At 75.5% G+C, this 19,038-nt stretch carries 14 protein-coding genes; 12 read left to right on the forward strand and 2 right to left on the reverse strand.

All coding sequences use genetic code 11. The features are described from left to right. The first annotated feature begins 57 nt into the window (after window positions 1-57). The 5 genes from rimO (at window position 58) to ACFTWP_RS38905 (ending at window position 3,820) form a co-directional block, all read left to right on the forward strand. The gene (gene rimO / locus ACFTWP_RS38885) at window positions 58-1,572 is read left to right on the forward strand and encodes a 30S ribosomal protein S12 methylthiotransferase RimO (protein ID WP_380269889.1); all 1,515 of its coding nucleotides are present in this window, start codon (window positions 58-60) and stop codon (window positions 1,570-1,572) included. Continuing rightward, window positions 1,569-2,207: a CDP-diacylglycerol--glycerol-3-phosphate 3-phosphatidyltransferase gene (gene pgsA / locus ACFTWP_RS38890; protein ID WP_380269890.1), complete on the forward strand. Its 639-nt coding sequence runs from the start codon at window positions 1,569-1,571 to the stop codon at window positions 2,205-2,207. Before rimO ends, pgsA begins: the two co-directional genes overlap by 4 nt. After that, window positions 2,204-2,806 carry a CinA family protein gene (locus ACFTWP_RS38895; RefSeq protein ID WP_380269891.1) on the forward strand — a complete coding sequence of 201 codons (603 nt, stop codon included), beginning with the start codon at window positions 2,204-2,206 and terminating at the stop codon, window positions 2,804-2,806. Before pgsA ends, ACFTWP_RS38895 begins: the two co-directional genes overlap by 4 nt. Window positions 2,807-3,108: 302 nt before the next feature. Then, window positions 3,109-3,480 (forward strand): helix-turn-helix domain-containing protein, encoded by a 372-nt coding sequence (locus tag ACFTWP_RS38900; RefSeq protein ID WP_266320773.1) that lies wholly within the window; start codon window positions 3,109-3,111, stop codon window positions 3,478-3,480. Window positions 3,481-3,535: 55 nt separating this feature from the next. Next, window positions 3,536-3,820 carry a hypothetical protein gene (locus ACFTWP_RS38905; RefSeq protein ID WP_380269892.1) on the forward strand — a complete coding sequence of 95 codons (285 nt, stop codon included), beginning with the start codon at window positions 3,536-3,538 and terminating at the stop codon, window positions 3,818-3,820. Window positions 3,821-4,060: 240 nt separating this feature from the next. Here ACFTWP_RS38905 and ACFTWP_RS38910 read toward each other — a convergent pair whose 3' ends face one another. After that, window positions 4,061-8,839: an ATP-dependent helicase gene (locus ACFTWP_RS38910; protein WP_380269893.1), complete on the reverse strand. Its 4,779-nt coding sequence runs from the start codon at window positions 8,837-8,839 to the stop codon at window positions 4,061-4,063. A 267-nt stretch (window positions 8,840-9,106) separates the two neighbouring features. On the opposite strand from ACFTWP_RS38910, the gene ACFTWP_RS38915 reads away from it, so the two are divergent. The 7 genes from ACFTWP_RS38915 to rny all read left to right on the forward strand — a co-directional run bounded on the left by ACFTWP_RS38915 (window position 9,107) and on the right by rny (window position 16,997). Then, window positions 9,107-10,633, forward strand: a complete 1,527-nt coding sequence (locus tag ACFTWP_RS38915) for a S8 family serine peptidase (RefSeq protein WP_380269894.1) — start codon at window positions 9,107-9,109, stop codon at window positions 10,631-10,633. A gap of 108 nt (window positions 10,634-10,741) precedes the next feature. Further along, entirely contained in the window at window positions 10,742-11,344 is a 603-nt protein-coding gene (locus ACFTWP_RS38920) for a GNAT family N-acetyltransferase (RefSeq protein ID WP_380269895.1), read from the forward strand. Beyond that, the gene (locus ACFTWP_RS38925; protein WP_380269896.1) at window positions 11,341-11,535 is read left to right on the forward strand and encodes a DUF3046 domain-containing protein; all 195 of its coding nucleotides are present in this window, start codon (window positions 11,341-11,343) and stop codon (window positions 11,533-11,535) included. Before ACFTWP_RS38920 ends, ACFTWP_RS38925 begins: the two co-directional genes overlap by 4 nt. A gap of 210 nt (window positions 11,536-11,745) precedes the next feature. After that, the gene (locus ACFTWP_RS38930) at window positions 11,746-12,930 is read left to right on the forward strand and encodes an AI-2E family transporter (protein ID WP_380269897.1); all 1,185 of its coding nucleotides are present in this window, start codon (window positions 11,746-11,748) and stop codon (window positions 12,928-12,930) included. Between the two features lie 154 nt (window positions 12,931-13,084). Then, entirely contained in the window at window positions 13,085-14,209 is a 1,125-nt protein-coding gene (gene recA / locus ACFTWP_RS38935; protein WP_380269898.1) for a recombinase RecA, read from the forward strand. Between the two features lie 290 nt (window positions 14,210-14,499). Further along, entirely contained in the window at window positions 14,500-15,273 is a 774-nt protein-coding gene (gene recX, locus ACFTWP_RS38940; RefSeq protein ID WP_380269903.1) for a recombination regulator RecX, read from the forward strand. A gap of 269 nt (window positions 15,274-15,542) precedes the next feature. After that, on the forward strand, window positions 15,543-16,997 hold the full coding sequence (gene rny / locus ACFTWP_RS38945) for a ribonuclease Y (protein WP_380269899.1): 1,455 nt from the start codon (window positions 15,543-15,545) through the stop codon (window positions 16,995-16,997). Between the two features lie 81 nt (window positions 16,998-17,078). On the opposite strand, the gene ACFTWP_RS38950 is transcribed toward rny, so the two are convergent. Beyond that, window positions 17,079-18,803: an FAD-dependent monooxygenase gene (locus ACFTWP_RS38950; protein WP_380269900.1), complete on the reverse strand. Its 1,725-nt coding sequence runs from the start codon at window positions 18,801-18,803 to the stop codon at window positions 17,079-17,081. Window positions 18,804-19,038 lie beyond the last annotated feature (235 nt).

Here is a 19,038-nt window from a genome sequence, read left to right on the forward strand (position 1 = left end):
GAGGCGCGCGGCCTCCGGGGCGAACGGCACCGGGGGCCGCGCGTTAATCTTGGCCCTATGCCTGAACGCCGTACTGTCGCCCTTGTCACGCTCGGATGCGCCCGCAACGAGGTGGACTCCGAGGAACTCGCCGGGCGACTGGAGGCCGATGGCTGGCTGCTGGTCGACGACGCCGCCGACGCCGACGTCGCCGTCGTCAACACCTGCGGGTTCGTCGAAGCCGCCAAGAAGGACTCCGTCGACGCCCTGCTGGAGGCCAACGACCTCAAGGGTCACGGCCGCACCCAGGCGGTCGTCGCCGTCGGCTGTATGGCCGAGCGCTACGGCAAGGAGCTCGCCGACGCGCTCCCCGAGGCGGACGGCGTGCTCGGCTTCGACGACTACACCGACATCTCGGGCCGCCTGCAGACCATCCTCGCCGGCGGCCACGTCGAGGCCCACACCCCGCGCGACCGCCGCACGCTGCTCCCGCTCACCCCGGTCGAGCGGCAGGCCGCCGCCGGCGCCGTCGCCCTGCCGGGCCACGGCGCCCCCGAGAACGTGCCCTCCGACCTCCCGGACGGCCTCGCCCCCGCCTCCGGTCCGCGCACCCTGCGCAAGCGCCTGGACGACAACCCGGTGGCCTCGATCAAGCTGGCCTCGGGCTGCGACCGCCGGTGCTCCTTCTGCGCGATCCCGGCCTTCCGCGGCTCGTTCATCTCCCGCCGCCCCTCGGACGTGCTGAACGAGGCCGTCTGGCTGGCCGAGCAGGGTGTGCGCGAAGTCGTCCTGGTCAGCGAGAACAACACCTCGTACGGCAAGGACCTCGGCGACATCCGCCTGCTGGAGACCCTGCTCAGCGAGATCGCGGCGGTGCCCGGCATCGAGCGGGTGCGGGTCAGCTACCTGCAGCCCGCCGAGATGCGCCCCGGCCTGGTCGACGTGATGACCGGCACCGGCGGCGTCGTGCCGTACTTCGACCTGTCCTTCCAGCACTCGGCGCCCGCCGTGCTGCGCCGGATGCGGCGCTTCGGCAACACCGACCAGTTCCTGCAGCTGCTCGGCACCATCCGCGGCAAGGCCCCGCAGGCCGGTGCCCGCTCGAACTTCATCGTGGGCTTCCCCGGGGAGACCGAGGAGGACTTCGCCGAGCTGGAGCGCTTCATCACGAACGCCGGCCTGGACGCGATCGGCGTCTTCGGCTACTCGGACGAGGACGGCACCGAGGCCGCGACCTTCGACGGCAAGCTGCCGGACGACGTGGTGGCCGAGCGCCTCGACCGGCTCTCCCGGCTCGCCGAGGAGATCACCGCCCAGCGGGCCGAGCAGCGGATCGGCACCGAGGTCGAGGTGATGGTGGAGTCCGTCGAGGGCGACCTGGTCGAGGGCCGCGCGGAGCACCAGGCGCCGGAGACCGACGGGCTCACCACGCTGACGGGGGTGGAGCGCCCCGTGGTGGGGCAGTTCTACCGGGCCCGGGTGGTCGCCAGCGAAGGCGTCGACCTCGTCGCCGAGGCGCTGGAGCAGGTCCGGGTCGCCCCGGCCGCGGGCTCCGCGCCGGCCGCGGCGGTGCCCGCCGGAGCCGGCGAATGATCAAGGGGCCCGGCGCCCCGGCTGCGGCCGCCCCCGGCCGGCCGGGGGCCGCGCTGCCCCCGCCGCCGGGCATCTGGAACATCGCGAACATGCTGACCATGCTCCGGCTGCTGCTGGTGCCGGTCTTCGTGCTGCTGCTCTTCGCGGACGGCGGCCACGATCCCAAGTGGCGCTCGGTGGCCTGGGCCTCCTTCGCCATCGCGATGATCACCGACCTCTTCGACGGCGAGATCGCCCGGCGCAAGGGGCTGGTCACGGACTTCGGCAAGATCGCCGACCCGATCGCCGACAAGGCGATCATGGGCTCCGCGCTGATCGGCCTGTCCGTGCTCGGCGACCTGCCCTGGTGGGTGACGATCGTCATCCTGGCCCGCGAGCTGGGCATCACCCTGATGCGCTTCTGGGTGATCCGCTACGGGGTGATCCCGGCCAGCCGGGGCGGCAAGCTCAAGACCCTCACCCAGGGCATCGCGGTCGGCATGTACGTGCTGGTGCTCGACGGCTGGCTGGCCACCGCCCGGGCCTGGCTGATGGGCCTCGCGGTGCTGCTCACCCTCGCCACCGCGCTGGACTACATCAGCCAGGCGGTCCGGATGCGCCGCCAGGGCCTGGCAGCGGAGCGCGAAGGCCGATGAGCGGGGCCAGGGGGGCCGTTCGGGGCCCGGGGGCGGGCGGGGGCCCGGAGGGGGGCTCGCAGGCTCCCGGGGGCGCCCAGGGGGCCGCTCCCGCACCGGACGCACTCCCCGCGCGGGTCCACCGGGCACTGCGGGCGGCCGACGCCACCCTGGCGGTCGCCGAGTCGCTCACCGGCGGCCTGCTGGCCGCGACCCTGGTCGACGTCCCCGGCGCCTCAACCACCTTCCGCGGCTCCGTGACGGCGTACGCCACCGAGCTGAAGGCCTCGGTGCTCGGCGTGGACGAGGGGCTGCTGGCCGTGCACGGCCCGGTGCACCCGGTGGTGGCCCGCCAGATGGCGGAGGGGGTGCGGCGACTGCTCGGCGCCACGTACGGCCTCGCGACCACCGGGGTGGCCGGTCCCGATCCGCAGGACGGACGGCCTGTGGGCACCGTGTACCTGGCTTTTGCAAGTCCTGCGGGAAGTCTGGTCAGTTCGCCACGGTTGTCGGGGGAGCGTGCCACAATCCGTCGCAAGGCGGTGACGGCGGCGCTGGAGCTGCTCCTGGAGCGGCTGCCGGCCGGGCCGCGGCCCGGCCGGGATCCGAGACCGGACTGAGACCTCCGCCGGAGCGGGGCCGTCACAGCGGCCGAGCCGTTCGCCGCAGGTGGAGGATCCTGTGACATCGAAGGGCCCCTGGTTGGGCAGAAACCAGGTGGAGAACGAGTGCGCGGCGCCCGCCGCGCTCCCGGAGCGGGTACGGCGAGGGGCCCGACGGCCCGGGTGGGACAACGAAAACAGGGGAGGGGGCCGCCATGCAGCCCAGAGTGAACACGACCATGGTCCCCGCACGCGACGCGGGCGAGGCGGTACGGTGGGGACGTGACATCTCGATCCGCAGTCCGAGGAGGGAGGCACCGATGATCCTGCTCCGTCGCCTACTGGGCGATGTACTGCGTCGGCAGCGCCAGCGCCAGGGCCGCACACTTCGCGAGGTGTCGGCGGCAGCCAGGGTTTCGCTCGGTTACCTCTCCGAGGTCGAGCGGGGTCAGAAGGAGGCCTCCTCGGAGCTGCTCTCCGCCATCTGCGACGCGCTCGACGTCCGGATGTCCGAGGTCATGCGCGAGGTCAGCGACGAACTGTCGCTCGCCGAACTTGCGGCGATGGCCACCCTCTCCGAAGGTGAACTGCTGAGGCCGGTGCTCGAACCGGTGCCGCTGCCGGCTCCCGGCGTCGACCGGATGAGCTCCATCTCGCCCAAGGCTGCGGCCGTGGACGTGGTCGCGGCCTGACCGACCGGTTCTCGCCCGCCCGGGCCCGACCCGGGGACGAGCGGAGGAGGCGGCGGTGAGCAGACTCGCGGTGGTGTGTGCCGATGCTCGAATACGCCTGTACCGCGTGCTTCCGCGCCCGCTGCGGTGGGCCCCGGGAGCCCTGTTGGGGGCGCTCGTCTGGTGGCTGCTGCTGACCAGGGGGCTGGGCGGCGACAGTGCCGTGCTGGGCCTCCTGGCCGCCGGCGGCTGGGGCCTGGGCCTGCTGCCGATCCACGCCGATCCCCGGTCGACCGGGCCGCTGCGCCGATCGGGTGAATCCCCGGCGCCGCCCGAGGGGTCGGCGGCCGTGGCCGACTAACCCGCGCCGGTGGGCCGGCCGACCGACACCCCGCTTCGACGGCCGTGGGGGGGGGACCCCGGGGGTTGGGGCCCCGGGGTACCACCCCACGCCCGCGCCCCGGGCCGGCCCCCGCCCCCCCCCGCTGCCCGGGGGGGGGGGCGGCCCCGGGGGGTCGGCGCCCGGGGGGCCCCCCCCCACGGCCGTCGCGCTGTCCGGACGCCGGCCCGTGACCCTCGCCGCGGCCCGCCACCCGGCCGGTCAGGGGCGCAACCGAAGGCCCCGGGGGGTCGGGTGGAAGCCGGCGGCCTCCAGGGCCCGGCCGAGCTCGGAGGTCAGCGCGGGCTCCCCGTTGGCCCGCTCCACCGTCACGCTGCCGAGTGCGCCCTCGCGGACGGCCGCGGCCAGTGCCTCGGCGGCGAGCGTGCGGGTGACGGCGTCCTCGGGCCAGGCGAGCAGGGACTTGCCGCCGCGCTCCACGTACAGCGCGAGTTCGCCGTCGATCAGCACGACCAGGGCGCCGGCCTTCCGGCCGGGGCGGTGGGCGTTCGCGCTCCGCGCCCCGGCGGCGGCCGGCGCGGACCCGGCCGGTCCGCTCCCGGCCGGCCCGCCCGTCGGCGGGTCGGGCCAGGGCAGGGCGGCGCCGTAGGCGTTGGCCGGGTCGGCGGCGGCCAGTACCAGCAGCTGAGGGGGCTCGGTGCCGGTGCTGCCCGGCCACTCGGTGCCGCGGGAGCGCTCCAGGCGGGTGTTGACGGCGCGCAGGCGGTCGGCCGCGCCCTCCATGGCGAACTGCGCCCCGCCGAGCCCCTCCACGAAGTAACCGCGCCTGGCCCGGCCGCGGTCCTCCATCGCGGACAGCACCCGGTAGACCCCGGCGAAGCCGCCCGGCACCCGCTCGGCGGCCACCGTGCCCCGGGTGAGCAGCCCGTGCCGGTCGAGCAGGCTCTGCGCCTGCGCGGCGGAGCGCACCGTCGGATCGGCGGCGAGCGCCGGCAGCAACGACCACCGCCCGGCCACCGTCGGCGGCCCGGACCGGCCGCCGCCCGGCGCCGGCCTGCCCAGTGACCGCCCCGCACCGCCGTAGCGGCCGCGCGGCACGCCCCGGGGCGCCCGGTGGGCGGTGGCGCCCGCGGTGCGGCCCGAGCCGAGCAGGGCGCGCAGCGGGGCCAGGGTGTCGTTGGTGACGTACCCGGCCCAGAGGAGGTCCCAGAGCGCCTCCGCGATCGCGGTGTCCGCCGCGGCCGCGGAGCCGGGCGCCTCGGGCTCGTGGCCGGCCGCCCGCACCCGCTCGGCCAGTTGGCGGAAGAACAGGCCGTAGCCCCCGGCCAGGGCCTCCAGGAGGGCGGTGTGGACGGGCGTCAGGGCCGGCGGCACCGGCTCGGGGCGCAGCAGGTGGGCGTTCTCGGCGAGGTGCAGGCTGATCCAGCCGTCCTTGCCGGGCAGGGCGCCCGCGCCGGACCAGCCGACCTCGCCGGCCGCCGTCAGCTCGTCCAGCATGGCGGGGTGGTAGTCCGTCAGCCTGGCCGGCAGGACGAGCTTCTCCAGCGCGGAGGCCGGCAGGGCCGTCCCCTGCAGTTGTTCGACCACCCGGACCAGCCCGTCGAGGCCGCGCAGCCGGTGGCCGGCCAGGTGCTGCCACTGCGGGAGGAAGGCGGCCAGCGCCCGGGGCGGGACGGCCTCCACCTCCTGGCGCAGGGCGGCCAGCGAACGGCGGCGCAGCCGGCGCAGGACCTCGGCGTCGCACCACTCGACGGTGGCGGTGTGCCCCTCGACCGGGCGGAACTCGCCCTGGACCAGCCGCCCGGCCGCGGTGAGCCGCTGCAGGGTGCCGGTGACGACGGCGGCGCCCAGGCCGAACCGGCCCGCGGCCTCGGCGGCGGTGAACGGGCCGTGGGTGCGGGCGTAGCGGGCCAGCAGGTCGCCCAGCGGGTCCTTGACCGGCTCGGTGAAGGCCTCCGGCACCCCGACCGGCAGGGGGGTGCCGAGGGCGTCGCGGAGCCGGCCGGAGTCCTCGATCGCGGCCCAGCGCTGCTCGCCCGCGATCCGCACCTGGACGACCCGGCGGGCGGCTTCGAGTTCGAGGCTCCAGAGCGGTTCGGCGCCGCGCGCCGTCAGCTCGGCCTCTGCGAGCGGGCCGAGCAGGCGCAGCGCGTCGGCGACGCCCTCGGCGTCCTTGATCCGGCGCTCCGGGGTGAGCCGCTGGAGCTCGGCCTCCAGTTCGGCGAGCACCGCCGGGTCGAGCAGTTCGCGCAGTTCGGCCTGGCCGAGCAGTTCGGACAGCAGCCGGGAGTCCAGGGCGAGGGCGGCGGCGCGGCGCTCGGCCAGTGGGGAGTCGCCCTCGTACAGGTACTGCGCGACGTAGCCGAAGAGGAGTGAGCGGGCGAAGGGGGAGGGCTCCGGGGTGGTGACCTCGACCAGCCGGACGGCGCGGGACTCCAGGTCGCCCATCAGCTCGACCAGTCCGGGCACGTCGAAGACGTCCTGCAGGCACTCGCGGACGGCCTCCAGGACGATCGGGAAGGATCCGTACTCGGAGGCGACCTCCAGCAGCTGGGAGGCGCGCTGGCGCTGCTGCCAGAGCGGGGTGCGCCGGCCCGGGCTGCGCCGGGGGAGCAGCAGGGCGCGGCCGGCGCACTCGCGGAAGCGGGAGGCGAACAGGGCGGAGCCGCCGACCTGGTCGGTGACCAGCTGTTCGATCTCGCCGGGGTCGAAGAGGGCGGCCTCGGCGCCGACCGGGGCCTCCTCGGGGGAGGCGGCGCCCGCGCCGGCGGCCGGGAAGTCGAAGTCGACGGAGAGCAGGTCCGCGTCCGGCAGGCGCAGCACGATCCCGTCGTCGGCGTGCATGACCTGCGGGTCCAGGCCGTGCTTCTCGCGCAGCCGGGCGCCCAGCGCCAGGGCCCAGGGGGCGTGCACCTGGGCGCCGAAGGGGGAGTGGATGACGATCCGCCAGTCGCCCAGCTCGTCGCGGAAGCGCTCGACGACGATGGTGCGGTCGTCCGGCAGGTGCCCGCAGGCGCTGCGCTGCTCGGCCAGGTAGTCGAGCAGGTTCGCGCAGGCCCAGTCGTCCAGCCCGGCCGCCCGCAGGCGTTCGGTGGCCTGCTCCGGGGCGAGCGTGCCGAGCTCGCGGACGAAGGCGCCGAGGGCGCGCCCCAGCTCCAGCGGGCGGCCGAGGGTGTCGCCCTTCCAGAACGGCAGCCGGCCGGGGACGCCGGGCGCCGGCGTGACCAGGACCTTGTCGTGGGTGATCTCCTGGATCCGCCAGGAGGTCGTGCCGAGGGTGAAGACGTCGCCGACCCGCGACTCGTAGACCATCTCCTCGTCCAGCTCGCCGACCCGGCCGCCGCCCTTGGCGGGGTCGGCCCCGGCGATGAAGACGCCGAACAGGCCGCGGTCCGGGATGGTGCCGCCGGAGGTGACGGCGAGCCGCTGGGCGCCGGGGCGGCCGGTGACCGTCCCGGCGACGCGGTCCCACACCAGGCGGGGGCGCAGCTCGGCGAAGGCGTCGGAGGGGTAGCGGCCGGCCAGCATGTCGAGCACCGCGTCGAAGGCGGACTGCGGGAGGGTGGCGAACGGTGCGGCCCGGCGGACCAGGGCCAGCAGGTCGTCCACCGCCCAGGTGTCCAGGGCCGTGATCGCGACGAGCTGCTGGGCGAGCACGTCCAGCGGGTTGCGGGGGACGCGCAGGGCCTCGATCCGCCCGGCGGCCATCCGCTCGGTGACCACGGCGGACTGCACCAGGTCCCCCCGGTACTTGGGGAAGAAGACGCCGGTGGAGACCGCGCCGACCTGGTGGCCGGCCCGCCCGACCCGTTGCAGCCCGGAGGCGACCGAGGGCGGTGACTCGACCTGGACGACCAGCTCGACGGCCCCCATGTCGATGCCCAGCTCCAGGCTGGAGGTGGCGACCACGGCGGGCAGCCGGCCGGCCTTCAGCTCCTCCTCGACCAGTGCCCGCTGCTCCTTGGAGACCGAGCCGTGGTGGGCTCGGGCGAGCACCGGCGGGGCGCCCTTGGCGCCGCCGGATCCGCCCATCAGCTGGGCCGGCGCGTGGGCCTCGGGGAGCGTTCCGGCCCCGGCGCGTTCGAGGGCGATCTCGTTCAGCCGGTTGCAGAGGCGCTCGGCCAGGCGGCGCGAGTTGGCGAAGACGATCGTCGAGCGGTGGGCCTGGACGAGGTCGACGATCCGCTCCTCGACGTGCGGCCAGATCGAGGCCTTGCGGCCCGGGTCGTCGCCGGCCCCGGCGCCCGGGCCGGCCGGGGCGGCGGGCAGGTCGTCCAGGTCGGGGACGGGGACGACGACGGAGAGGTCGAAGCGCTTGCCGGCGGGCGGCTGCACGATCGCGGCCCCGCGCCGGGGGCTCAGGTAGCGGGCGACCTCCTCGACCGGGCGGACGGTGGCGGAGAGGCCGATCCGCCGCGCCGGGTGCTCCAGCAGTTCGTCCAGCCGCTCCAGGCTGAGCGCGAGGTGGGCGCCGCGCTTCGTCCCGGCCACGGCGTGCACCTCGTCGAGGATCACCGTGTCGATGCCGCGCAGGGCGTCCCGGGCGGCGGAGGTGAGCAGGAGGAAGAGCGACTCGGGGGTGGTGATCAGGATGTCCGGCGGGTGGCTCGCGAAGCGCCGGCGCTCGGCGGCGGGGGTGTCGCCCGAGCGGATGCCGACCTGGACCTCCGGCTCGGGCAGGCCGAGCCGTACGGAGGCCTGGCGCAGCCCCGTGAGCGGGGCGCGCAGGTTGCGCTCGACGTCGACCGCGAGGGCCTTCAGCGGGGAGATGTACAGCACCCGGCAGCGGCGCCTGGGGTCGGCCGGGGGCGGGGTGCTGCTGAGGCGGTCGAGGGCGGAGAGGAACGCGGCGAGCGTCTTTCCCGAGCCGGTGGGGGCGACCACCAGGACGTCGGTCTGCTGCCGGATGGCGCGCCAGGCCTCGGTCTGGGCGGTGGTGGGTGCGTCGAAGGCGCCGGTGAACCAGGCCCTGGTCGCGGGTGCGAAGCCGTCCAACGGGTCGGCCGGGTCGGTGGGCTGGGCGGGGGTGCTGGGCGCCATGCCCCCATGGTGCCGGGTGCCACTGACAACGGGGGTGCGGCGGCCCGCGCGGCGGGGTGCGGGGTCCTGCGGACCGGACCGGACCGGGCCGGCGTGGCGCGGTGCGGTGCGGTGTGGCGGTGGCGCCGGAACGGTGGCCGGTGCGGGCCCGCCGGGCCGTGCGGTGGCCGTCTGCCGTAGCAGAAGGGGACAAAAGTGATAATCGGCTTCTATCGTGATGATTCAGACCCGTGACACCGGCGGGACCGATGAGCGGAGGCCGGCGCGATGGAGCAGGTCCACCTGGCCGGCAGCGGCACCCCCGGGTCGCGCAAGGGCCCGCTCCGGGTGCTGCTCGTGATGCTGCTCACCGCCCTCGTGCTCGGCGGGGCCGTCCCCTACGTCGCCGGACCGGGCCGCTCCTACCTCAGCTACCTGGTGCTCGCCGAGCAGCTCGGGGCCGGCGGATCGGCCCTGGCCGCCCAGGAGGCCCGCGCGGCCGGCGGCGACGTCGTCCAGGACTACCCGCAGATCGGCGCCGTCCTCGCCTACGCGACCGGCGGGTTCGCCGAGACCGTCCGCGCCCGCCCGGGGATCGCCGCCGTCGGCGCCACCCGGACCGCCCCCGTGCCCAGCCCGCCGCGCCCGCTCAACGGGGCCGGCGGCTTCGGCAGCGGCACCGCCGCCGACGCCCTGGACGTGCCCGACGCGGGCGACGACACCACCGCCACGCTGCCCGACCCGGGTGAGCAGGACAGCTGGAACATCGCGATGCTCGGGGCGGGCGTGCGCCCCGGCGTGGAGACCTCGGCCGCACTGCTGCGCACCCCGGCGGCCGAGCGCGGGGTGCCCGCCCCCGAGGCCCTGCACAAGGTGATGGTCGCGGTGCTCGACTCCGGCGTCGACGACACCCACCCCGACCTGCGCGACGCCGTCGACCCGAAGAGCTCGGTCTCCTGCGCGGACGGCCGCCCGGACGCCCGGTTCGGGGCCTGGCGCCCCGACGACGGGGTCAACGAGAGCGGCCACGGCACCCACGTCGCCGGGATCGTCGGCGCGGTCCGCGACGGCCACGGCGTCATGGGCGTCGCGCCGGGCGTGCGGATCGGCGCCGTCCGGCTGCTCGGGCCGCTCGGCCAGTACTACGCGGAGAACATCGTCTGCGGCATGATCTGGGCCGCCGACCACGGGGCGAAGGCCGTCAACAACAGCTACTTCGCCGACCCCTGGAAGTACAACTGCCCGCAGGACCCGGACCAGGCCGCCGTGGTCGCGGCCGTCTCCCGCGCCGTCGAGTACGCGCGCGGCAAGGGCGCCGTGGTGGTCGCCTCGGCCGGCAACGACGGGCAGGACCTCGGCGCCCCCCGGCAGGACGACCGGAGCCCCAACGACCGGGTCTCGGGGCCGCCGCAGAGCCGCGAGCTGGGCGTCGAGTGCATCCGGCTGCCGGGCGAGCTGCCGGGCGTGGTGACCGTCACCTCGGTCAACCGCGACGGGCAGCCCTCCGCCTACTCCAACTACGGCCGCGGCAAGGTCTCGCTGGCCGCGCCGGGCGGGGACCCGGACTCCGGGGTCCCGGGGGCGGTCGTCTCCGACTGGCCGGGCGGCCAGTACACCGCGCTGGCCGGCACCTCGATGGCCGCCGCGCACGTGACCGGGGCCGTCGCGGTGGCGGCCGTCCTGCACCCGGACTGGAACTCGGAGCGGCTCTCCGCACTGCTGGCCAGCACCGCGGCCGCCGCCTGCCCGCCCGTCGTCCGGGGGTGCGGGGACCGGGAGTACTACGGCGCCGGGATCGTGACCCTGCCGCGCTGAGCCCCGCCTGGGCTGAGCCCCGGACGCGCTGAGCCCCGGCCGGCCGGCTCGCGGCGGCCGGGCCGAAAACGGGGTGACAGCCGGCCGGGCGCGCGCCAGCATCGGGGCATGACGGTCATCCTCACCACGGACCGGCTGGTGCTGCGCGGCTTCACCGCGGACGACGTCGACCGGCTGACGCAGCTGGACGCCGATCCGGCGGTGATGCGCCATCTCACCGGCGGGATCGCCACCCCCAGGGCCGTGGTCGAGCGGGAGGTGCTCCCCCGGCTGCTCGGCTACCAGGAGCGGCACGGCGCCCCGCTCGGGTACGCCGCCGCCGAGGAGCGCGCCGGCGGGGCGTTCGTCGGCTGGTTCGAGTTCCGGCCGGTGGACGAGGACCGCCCGCTCGACGAGGTGGAGCTCGGCTACCGGCTGCACCGTCGGGCCTGGGGCCGGGGCTACGCCACCGAGGGCGCCCGGGCGCTGCTGCGGCTCGGGTTCGAGGAACTCGGGGTGCGGCGGGTGACGGCCACCACGATGGCGGTCAACACGCGTTCGCGCCGGGTGCTGGAGAAGGCCGGCCTGCGCCACGTCCGGACCTTCCACCCGGACTGGCCGGACCCGATCGAGGGATCCGAGCACGGCGAGGTCGAGTACGCGCTGGAGGCCGCCGACCGGCCGCGGGCGTCCGCACGCTCCGACGGCGCCTCCGGGATACTGGGCGCATGAGGCTGACCGAGTTCTGGCGACGGATGTACGAGCACTTCGGCGAGGTGTACGCGGAGTCCTTCGCGTCCGACCACGTGATGAGCGAGCTCGGCGGCCGGACGGTGCGTCAGGCGCTGGACGCGGGCTGGGAGGCCAAGGACGTCTGGCGGGTGGTCTGCGACACCCAGGGCGTGTCCGCGCTGCTGCGCTGACGCTCCGGACGGCACGCGTCGGGGGCCGGGGCCCGGGTGGCGCACGTTGCCGGTCGGCCGATGGGTGAGACTGTGCGAGTGCCAAACAGCCCAGAAACCCCGAATCAGGACACACCGCCCGGTGCCGCGACCGCGACCGACGCCGTCGGCCCGCCGCCGGCCCCCCGCCCCGAGGGCGCGCGGGCCTCGGGGGACGGGCGGACCGGGGCGATGCCGCGCTGGCTCCCCAGGGCGATGGTGCTCGCCCTGCTCCTGGTCGGCGTGTTCCAGCTGGCCGACTGGGCCTTCCACCAGCTGATCGACCTGTTCGTGATGCTGCTGGTGTCGTTCTTCCTGTCCCTGGCGCTGGAGCCGGCCGTCGACCGGATGGCCGCCCGCGGCATACGGCGGGGGCTCGGCACCTTCCTGGTCTTCGTGGCCCTGGCGGTCGCCATCGCGGGGTTCCTGACCGCGCTCGGCACCCTGCTGGTCGACCAGGTGGCGAAGATCGCCGGCGACCTGCCGCACCTGCTCGACAACCTGATCGACTGGGTCAACCGGACCTTCCACCAGAACCTCTCGCTCGACCAGCTGCAGGAGAAGCTGCTCAAGGACTCGGGGAGCATCGAGACCTACGCCCAGCAGGCCGCCGACAACGCCTGGGGGGTGTCCAGCACGCTGATCGGCGGACTCTTCAAGGCCTTCACGGTGGGCCTGTTCACCTTCTACTTCACCGCCGACGGGCCCCGGGTGCGCCGCACCGTCTGCTCGCTGCTGCCGCCCGCGATGCAGGGCGAGGTGCTGCGGGCCTGGGAGATCGCGCTGGCCAAGACCGGCGGCTACCTCTACTCCCGGGCGCTGCTCGCGGTCGTCTCGGCGGCGGCGCACTGGATCATGTTCGCGGCGCTGGACCTGCCGTACGCGGCCGCGCTGGCGGTGTGGGTCGGGGTGATGTCGCAGTTCGTGCCGACCATCGGCACCTACCTGGCGGGCGCCCTGCCGGTGCTGGTCGCGCTGACCGTGCGGCCGGTGGACGCCCTCTGGGTGCTCGCCTTCGTGGTGGTCTACCAGCAGGTCGAGAACTACCTGCTCCATCCGAGGATCACCGCGCGGACGGTGGACGTGCACCCGGCGGTGGCCTTCGGGTCGGTGATCGCCGGCGCCGCGCTGCTCGGGGCCGTCGGGGCGCTGATCGCCATTCCGGCGGCGGCCACCCTGCAGGGCTTCGTCGGGACGTACGTGCGCCGGTACGAGGTGGCCACCGACCCGCGGATCGATCGGGGCGAGGAGCGGCGCGCGGCCCGTCGCGAGCGCCGGCGCCAGACGGCGCGCCGATTGCGCAGGATGGTCGGTGGCGGCCAGCAGCGGGACGACTCCGCAGGCCAGGGGCCCGACGGGCCGGCCGGGAGGGAATAGGCCCCGACTGTTCGGCTTGAATCGAACACATGTTCTTTGTACTCTCCGGCGGTGAGTTCTCCACAGGCGGAGCCCGGTCTGGGCCGTTTGTCAGTGGGACGCGCTAGCGTCGAGGACGATGAAGCGCACAGCACAGAACCCGAGGGTGGAAGCCATGGCAGGTACGGACCGCGAGAAGGCCCTTGAGAACGCTCTCGCGCAGATTGAGCGGCAGTTCGGCAAGGGCTCGGTGATGCGCCTCGGCGACCAGTCCCGCGCCCCGATCGACGTGATCCCGACCGGCTCCACGGCGCTGGACGTGGCGCTCGGCGTCGGCGGGCTCCCGCGTGGCCGGGTGATCGAGATCTACGGCCCCGAGTCCTCCGGCAAGACCACGCTGACCCTGCACGCCGCGGCCAGCGCCCAGAAGCTCGGCGGCACGGTGGCCTTCGTGGACGCCGAGCACGCCCTCGACCCGGAGTACGCCAGGAAGCTCGGCGTGGACACCGACTCCCTGCTGGTCAGCCAGCCGGACACCGGTGAGCAGGCGCTGGAGATCACCGACATGCTGATCCGCTCCGGCGCGGTCGACCTGATCATCATCGACTCCGTCGCGGCGCTCGTCCCGCGCGCGGAGATCGAGGGTGAGATGGGCGACTCGCACGTCGGTCTGCAGGCCCGCCTGATGAGCCAGGCGCTGCGGAAGATCGCCGGTGCGCTGAACCAGTCCAACACCACCGCGATCTTCATCAACCAGCTCCGCGAGAAGATCGGTGTGATGTTCGGCTCGCCCGAGACCACGACCGGTGGCCGCGCGCTGAAGTTCTACGCCTCGGTGCGCCTGGACATCCGCCGGATCGAGACGCTGAAGGACGGCACGGAGGCGGTCGGCAACCGCACCCGCGTCAAGGTGGTCAAGAACAAGGTCGCCGCGCCGTTCAAGCAGGCCGAGTTCGACATCCTCTACGGCCACGGCATCAGCTGGGAGGGCGGCCTGATCGACATGGGCGTCGAGAACGGCTTCATCCGCAAGGCCGGCGCCTGGTACACGTACGAGGGCGACCAGCTCGGCCAGGGCAAGGAGAACGCCCGCAACTTCCTGCGGGACAACCCGCAGCTGGCCGAGGAGATCGAGAAGAAGATCAAGGAGAAGCTCGGCATCGGTCCCAAGTCGGAGACCCCGGTCGACGGCGCCGCGCCCGCCGCCGCCGACGCCCCCGAGGGCGCGGCCAAGCCGATCACCGCGACCGCGGCCAAGACCGCCGCGGCGAAGAAGACTGCGGCGGCGGCCAAGGCCTGAGTCCTCCGATGCACGACAGCGAGGAGTCCCGGCCCCGTCCCGGGTCCGGCGGCGGTCCGTCGGACCCGGGGGAGCCCGGCACGGGCCGGGCCGGGGACTGGGGGCCGGCCGACTGGTGCGCCAGCGGCATCGGCGGCAACGCGGCGGACGACCCGGCGGCGACCGGCGCGGGCGCCAACGCTCCGGGCGGATCCGGTACGAGCGGGATCGGCCCGGGGCCGGGGGGCCTGGGGGCGTTGCTCGCCCCGGCCTCGGAGCTGCCCGCCGGGCGGCGCAGGCGGCGCTCCGCACTGGAGGAGGCCGGGGCCGACCGGCCCGCCGGGGCCGCCGTCCGGGGTGACGCGGCTTCGACCCGGTTCTCGGACGGACGCTCGGCGGACACCGGGCCGGCGCCCACCGGCCCCGCCTTCGCGCAGGCCGATGCCGGGGACGACCCCGAGGAGTACCCCGAGGGTCGCGGCCGACGCGGTGGCGGCCGGCGCCAGGGCGGACGACGGCAGGGCGGCCGCGCGGGTGGCGAGAGCGGCCAGGCGGCCGGCGGCCCGGGGCGCGGTGCCAGGTCCGAGGAGCCGGCCGATCCGGCGGCGCGGGCCCGGGACATCTGCCTGCGACTGCTCACCGGCACCGCCAAGACCCGCAAGCAGCTCGCCGACGCGCTCCGCAAGCGCGAGATCCCCGACGAGGTCGCCGAAGAGGTGCTCGACCGGCTCGAAGAGGTCGGCCTGATCGACGACGCGGCCTTCGCGGACGCCTGGGTGGAGTCCCGGCACGCCGGCCGCGGGCTGGCCCGCCGTGCACTGGCCCAGGAGCTGCGGACCAGGGGTGTGGCCGGTGAGCTGGTCGAACAGGCGGTGGCCCAGCTGGGCGCGGACGAGGAGGCCGAGGCGGCCCGCGCCCTGGTCGAACGGAAGCTGCGCAGCACCCGGGGGCTGGAGCGACAGGCCCGCACCCGCCGGCTGGTCGGCATGCTGGCCCGGCGCGGTTACTCCGAGGGGCTGGCCTACCGGGTCGTCCGGGAGGCACTGGGCGAGGAGGACGAGGAGCCGGGCGACAACGACTGGTGATGGCGTGTCAGGCCAAACCGAAGTCAACTCTCGATCGCATCTTGACCGTTTCGTAACCTGCACTTAGCCTCGCAAGCAGTGAGGGAGCACTTCGACCGCGCCCTGGGCAGGTTCGCCCGGTCACGGTCGGGGTCGCCCTGTGCGGCTTGCTCCACTTGCCGAATCCCAGCAGTCGAGGCCGGGCCGGCCTCACCGGCAGGCGCCGAGGGCGCCCGGCCGGCCCCTCACCGCCGTGACAGCTGAGCGCGCAGGGACGGGGAGTGGACTGGATGAAGATCGCGGTGGGTGCCGGGTCGGTCGCTTCCCTGGTGCTGGCGGGTGTCCTGGTCGTCGTCCTGGGCGCCACCTGGCTGATGGTTCGCCGACTCCAGTCCGCGCAGCGGCGAGCGGCCGGCGAGAGCGCGCGGACCAGGGAGTGGGCCCAGGCCGAGACCGCGCGGCTGCGCGCCGAGCTTGACCGGCGCGAGGAGCGGCTGGCCGAGGAGCTGCGCAGGCTGCGCGCCCAGGAGACGGAGGTCGCCGGGCAGGCCGAGGAGCTGGCCCGCGAGCGATCCGCCGTCCGGGAGCTGGAGGCGGAGCGCCGGGCCCTGTTGGAGCGGGTGGCCGGGCTGAGCGCGGAGAGCGCCCGGGCCGAACTGGTGCGTGAGGCGGAGGCGGAGGCCAGGCGGGAGGCCGCCGTCTCGGTCCGGGAGATCGAGCGGACCGCCAAGGCGGAGGCCGACGGGCGCGCCCGGGAGATCATCGCCGGCTCGATCCAGCGGCTGGCCAGCGAGCAGACCGCGGAGACGGTGGTGTCCGTCTTCCGGCTGCCGGGCGAGGACATGAAGGGCCGGATCATCGGCCGCGAGGGCCGCAACATCCGTGCCTTCGAGGCCGTCACCGGGGTGAACCTGATCGTCGACGACACCCCCGAGTCGGTCCAGCTCTCCTGCTTCGACCCGGTCCGCCGGGAGACCGCCCGGCTGACCCTGGAGACCCTGGTCGCGGACGGGCGGATCCACCCGGCGCGGATCGAGGAGGTCCACGAGCGCAGCAGGGTGGAGGTCGAGCGGCTCTGCCAGCGGGCCGGGGAGGACGCCCTGCTGGCGGCCCGGGTCGGCGAGATGGCGCCGGAACTGGTCAGGCTGCTCGGGACGCTGCGCTACCGCACCTCGTACGGTCAGAACGTGCTCGGGCACCTGGTGGAGTCCGCGCACATCGGCGGGATGATGGCGGACGAGCTGGGAGTGGACGCGGCCCTGGTGCGGCGGGCCGCGCTGCTGCACGACATCGGCAAGGCCCTGACGCACGAGGTCGAGGGCAGCCACGCGGTCATCGGGGCGGAGCTGGCCCGGCGGCACGGCGAGTCGGCGGAGATCGTGCACGCCATCGAGGCCCACCACGGCGAGGTGGACCCCAAGACCGTGGAGGCCGTGCTGACCCAGGCCGCCGACGCCTGCTCGGGCGGCCGGCCCGGGGCGCGCCGCGAGGCGCTGGAGACGTACGTGCGGCGCCTGGAGCGGCTGGAGGAGATCGCGGCCGCCCACGACGGGGTCTCGAAGGTCTTCGCGATGCAGGCGGGGCGGGAGGTACGGGTGATGGTCCAGCCGGAGGTGGTGGACGACGTGCGGGCGCAGGTGATCGCCCGTGAGGTCGCCCGGCGGGTGGCGCAGGAGCTGACCTACCCGGGGCAGATACGGATCACGGTGGTGCGGGAGAGCCGGGTCACCGCGGTGGCCCGCTGAGGCGCCCCGCCGGGGCGGCTTCCGACGATCCGGTGCCGGACGCCGGCACCGGGTGCCGGGGTGCCGGCGGCGCCGCAGGACTCAGGCGGCGGGCTCCGGAGTTCCGGGCAGCGGGGCCGGCCCGCCGCGGGCGTCGTCGGCGAGCGCCAGCAGTCCCTCGGCGTGGCAGCCCTGGGTGGCGCCGACCAGGTGCCCGTCCGGGCGGATCAGCAGGACGGTGTGCGGGGCGGCCCCCGGATAGCTCTCGGTGACCAGTACCTGGGCGGGCACCGGCAGTGCGGTGGCGACCTCGGCGAGCCGGGGCATCAGACCGGCCCCCAGCCAGTGCTGGGCCGACCAGACGGCGGTGCCGGGGGCGACCAGCAGCAGCAGGAAGGTCGAGCCGAGCCGGGCGTGCAGCTGGTCGGCGGAGCCGTCCACGGCGAGCACCGGCAGGTCCGGGACGAGCACGCCGGGCGCGGTGGCCGGCAGCAGCTCGGAGAGCGTGGTGCCGCGGCCGGCGCCGCGCTGCACGGGCACCCGGCCGGGTACGCCGGAGGGCGCCGCCGGGTAGGCGGGCGCGCCGCCGAAGCGTCCGCTGCCGAGCTGGCCGTCGGCGAGCAGCGGGGCGTGCTTGCGGAAGGATCCGCTGAGCAGCGAGCGGCGGGTCTGCTGCCAGCCGCGCAACGGGCGCAGCAGCGGCATGGTCTGGTCGACGGCGCGCAGTCGGGCGCCGACGGCGCCTCTGCGCTCCGCCTCGTAGCCGTCGAGCAGGGCGCCGCCGGACTGCGGGCCGCCGGCGAGGGAGGCGATCCGGGGCTCCTCCCCGCCGGGGGCCGGCGGGAGGTGCCAGGCCAGGGCAAGGCGCCAGGCGAGGTTGTCGGCGTCGCGCAGGCCGTCGACGAGGTTCTGCATGCCGAGGGCCCCGTGCAGGTGGGCGGCGTCGCCGGCGAGGAAGCAGCGGCCGCTGCGGAAGCGCGCGGCGAGGCGTTGCTGGGCGGTGTGGTCGGCGGCGGCCAGCAGGTCGTAGCGGGGCAGTTCGCCGCACCAGCCGGTGAGGGTGGCCTTGACCCGGGCGAGCAGGGTGTCGCCGGTGACGATGCCGGGCCAGGTGGCGTGCGGGTCGACCGGTTCGGTGGGGGCGGGGCGGCCCGGGGGCAGCCGCCAGTCCAGCCGCCAGAGGCCGTCCGGGAGGGGGCGGGCGGAGGCCTCGCGGTCGCCGCGCCACGGGGGCTCGCGGTGCAGTCGGGCCTCGCCGGGGAAGGGCAGGTCGACCCGGACGGTGGCGACGGCGTGCCGGTCGACGGCCGGGCGGCCGGGGAAGCGGATCCGGAGGAGTTTGCGGACGGCCGAGCGGGCGCCGTCGCAGCCGACCAGGTGGCTGCCGCGCCACCAGGTCTCGGTGCCGTCCTGCGGGTTGCGGGTGCGCACGCTGACGCCGTCGCGGTCCTGTTCGAGTTCGACCACCCGGCTGAGCGGGGTGAGCTGGATCAGCGGGCTGGCGGTGAGGGCGTCGCGCAGGCCGCGCTGGAGGCGGTGCTGGGGGAGGTGGAGGGCGGGGGTGGCGGTGAGGTCCACCCGCAGGACCTCCTGGCGGCGGCGCCAGATGGCGAAGCTGTCCCAGCGGGCGGCGTCGGAGGCGGCCCGGGCGTAGCCGAGCCGGGTCAGCAGGGCGGTGGTGTCCGGGCCGAGGACGACGCTGCGCGGCCCTTCGGGGCACAGGCCGGTGCCCTCGTCCAGGACGATGGTCGGGACCTCGTGCCGGGCGAGGGCGAGGGCCAGGGCCAGGCCGACCGGCCCGGCCCCGACCACGATCACCGGATCCACGGGGGGACCTCCGGCCCGGCCGGGCGGCGGCAGGCCGACGCTCGGGTCGAGGGGGCGTCATATGCCGCGAGGATGGTCCCGGGTGGTGTCACGAAGAGCAATGCAACAGATCACCTGCGTGTCCGTCAAGCAGGGACGGATGTGCGCCGGTTCGCGCCGCGGCGTCCGCGTGCTTCGATCCAGCGGGCGAGCGCGGTGAGCAGCAGGCACATGGTGATGTAGAGGGGGGTGGCGA

Source organism: Kitasatospora sp. NPDC057015, assembly GCF_042673745.1.
GTDB lineage: Bacteria > Actinomycetota > Actinomycetes > Streptomycetales > Streptomycetaceae > Kitasatospora.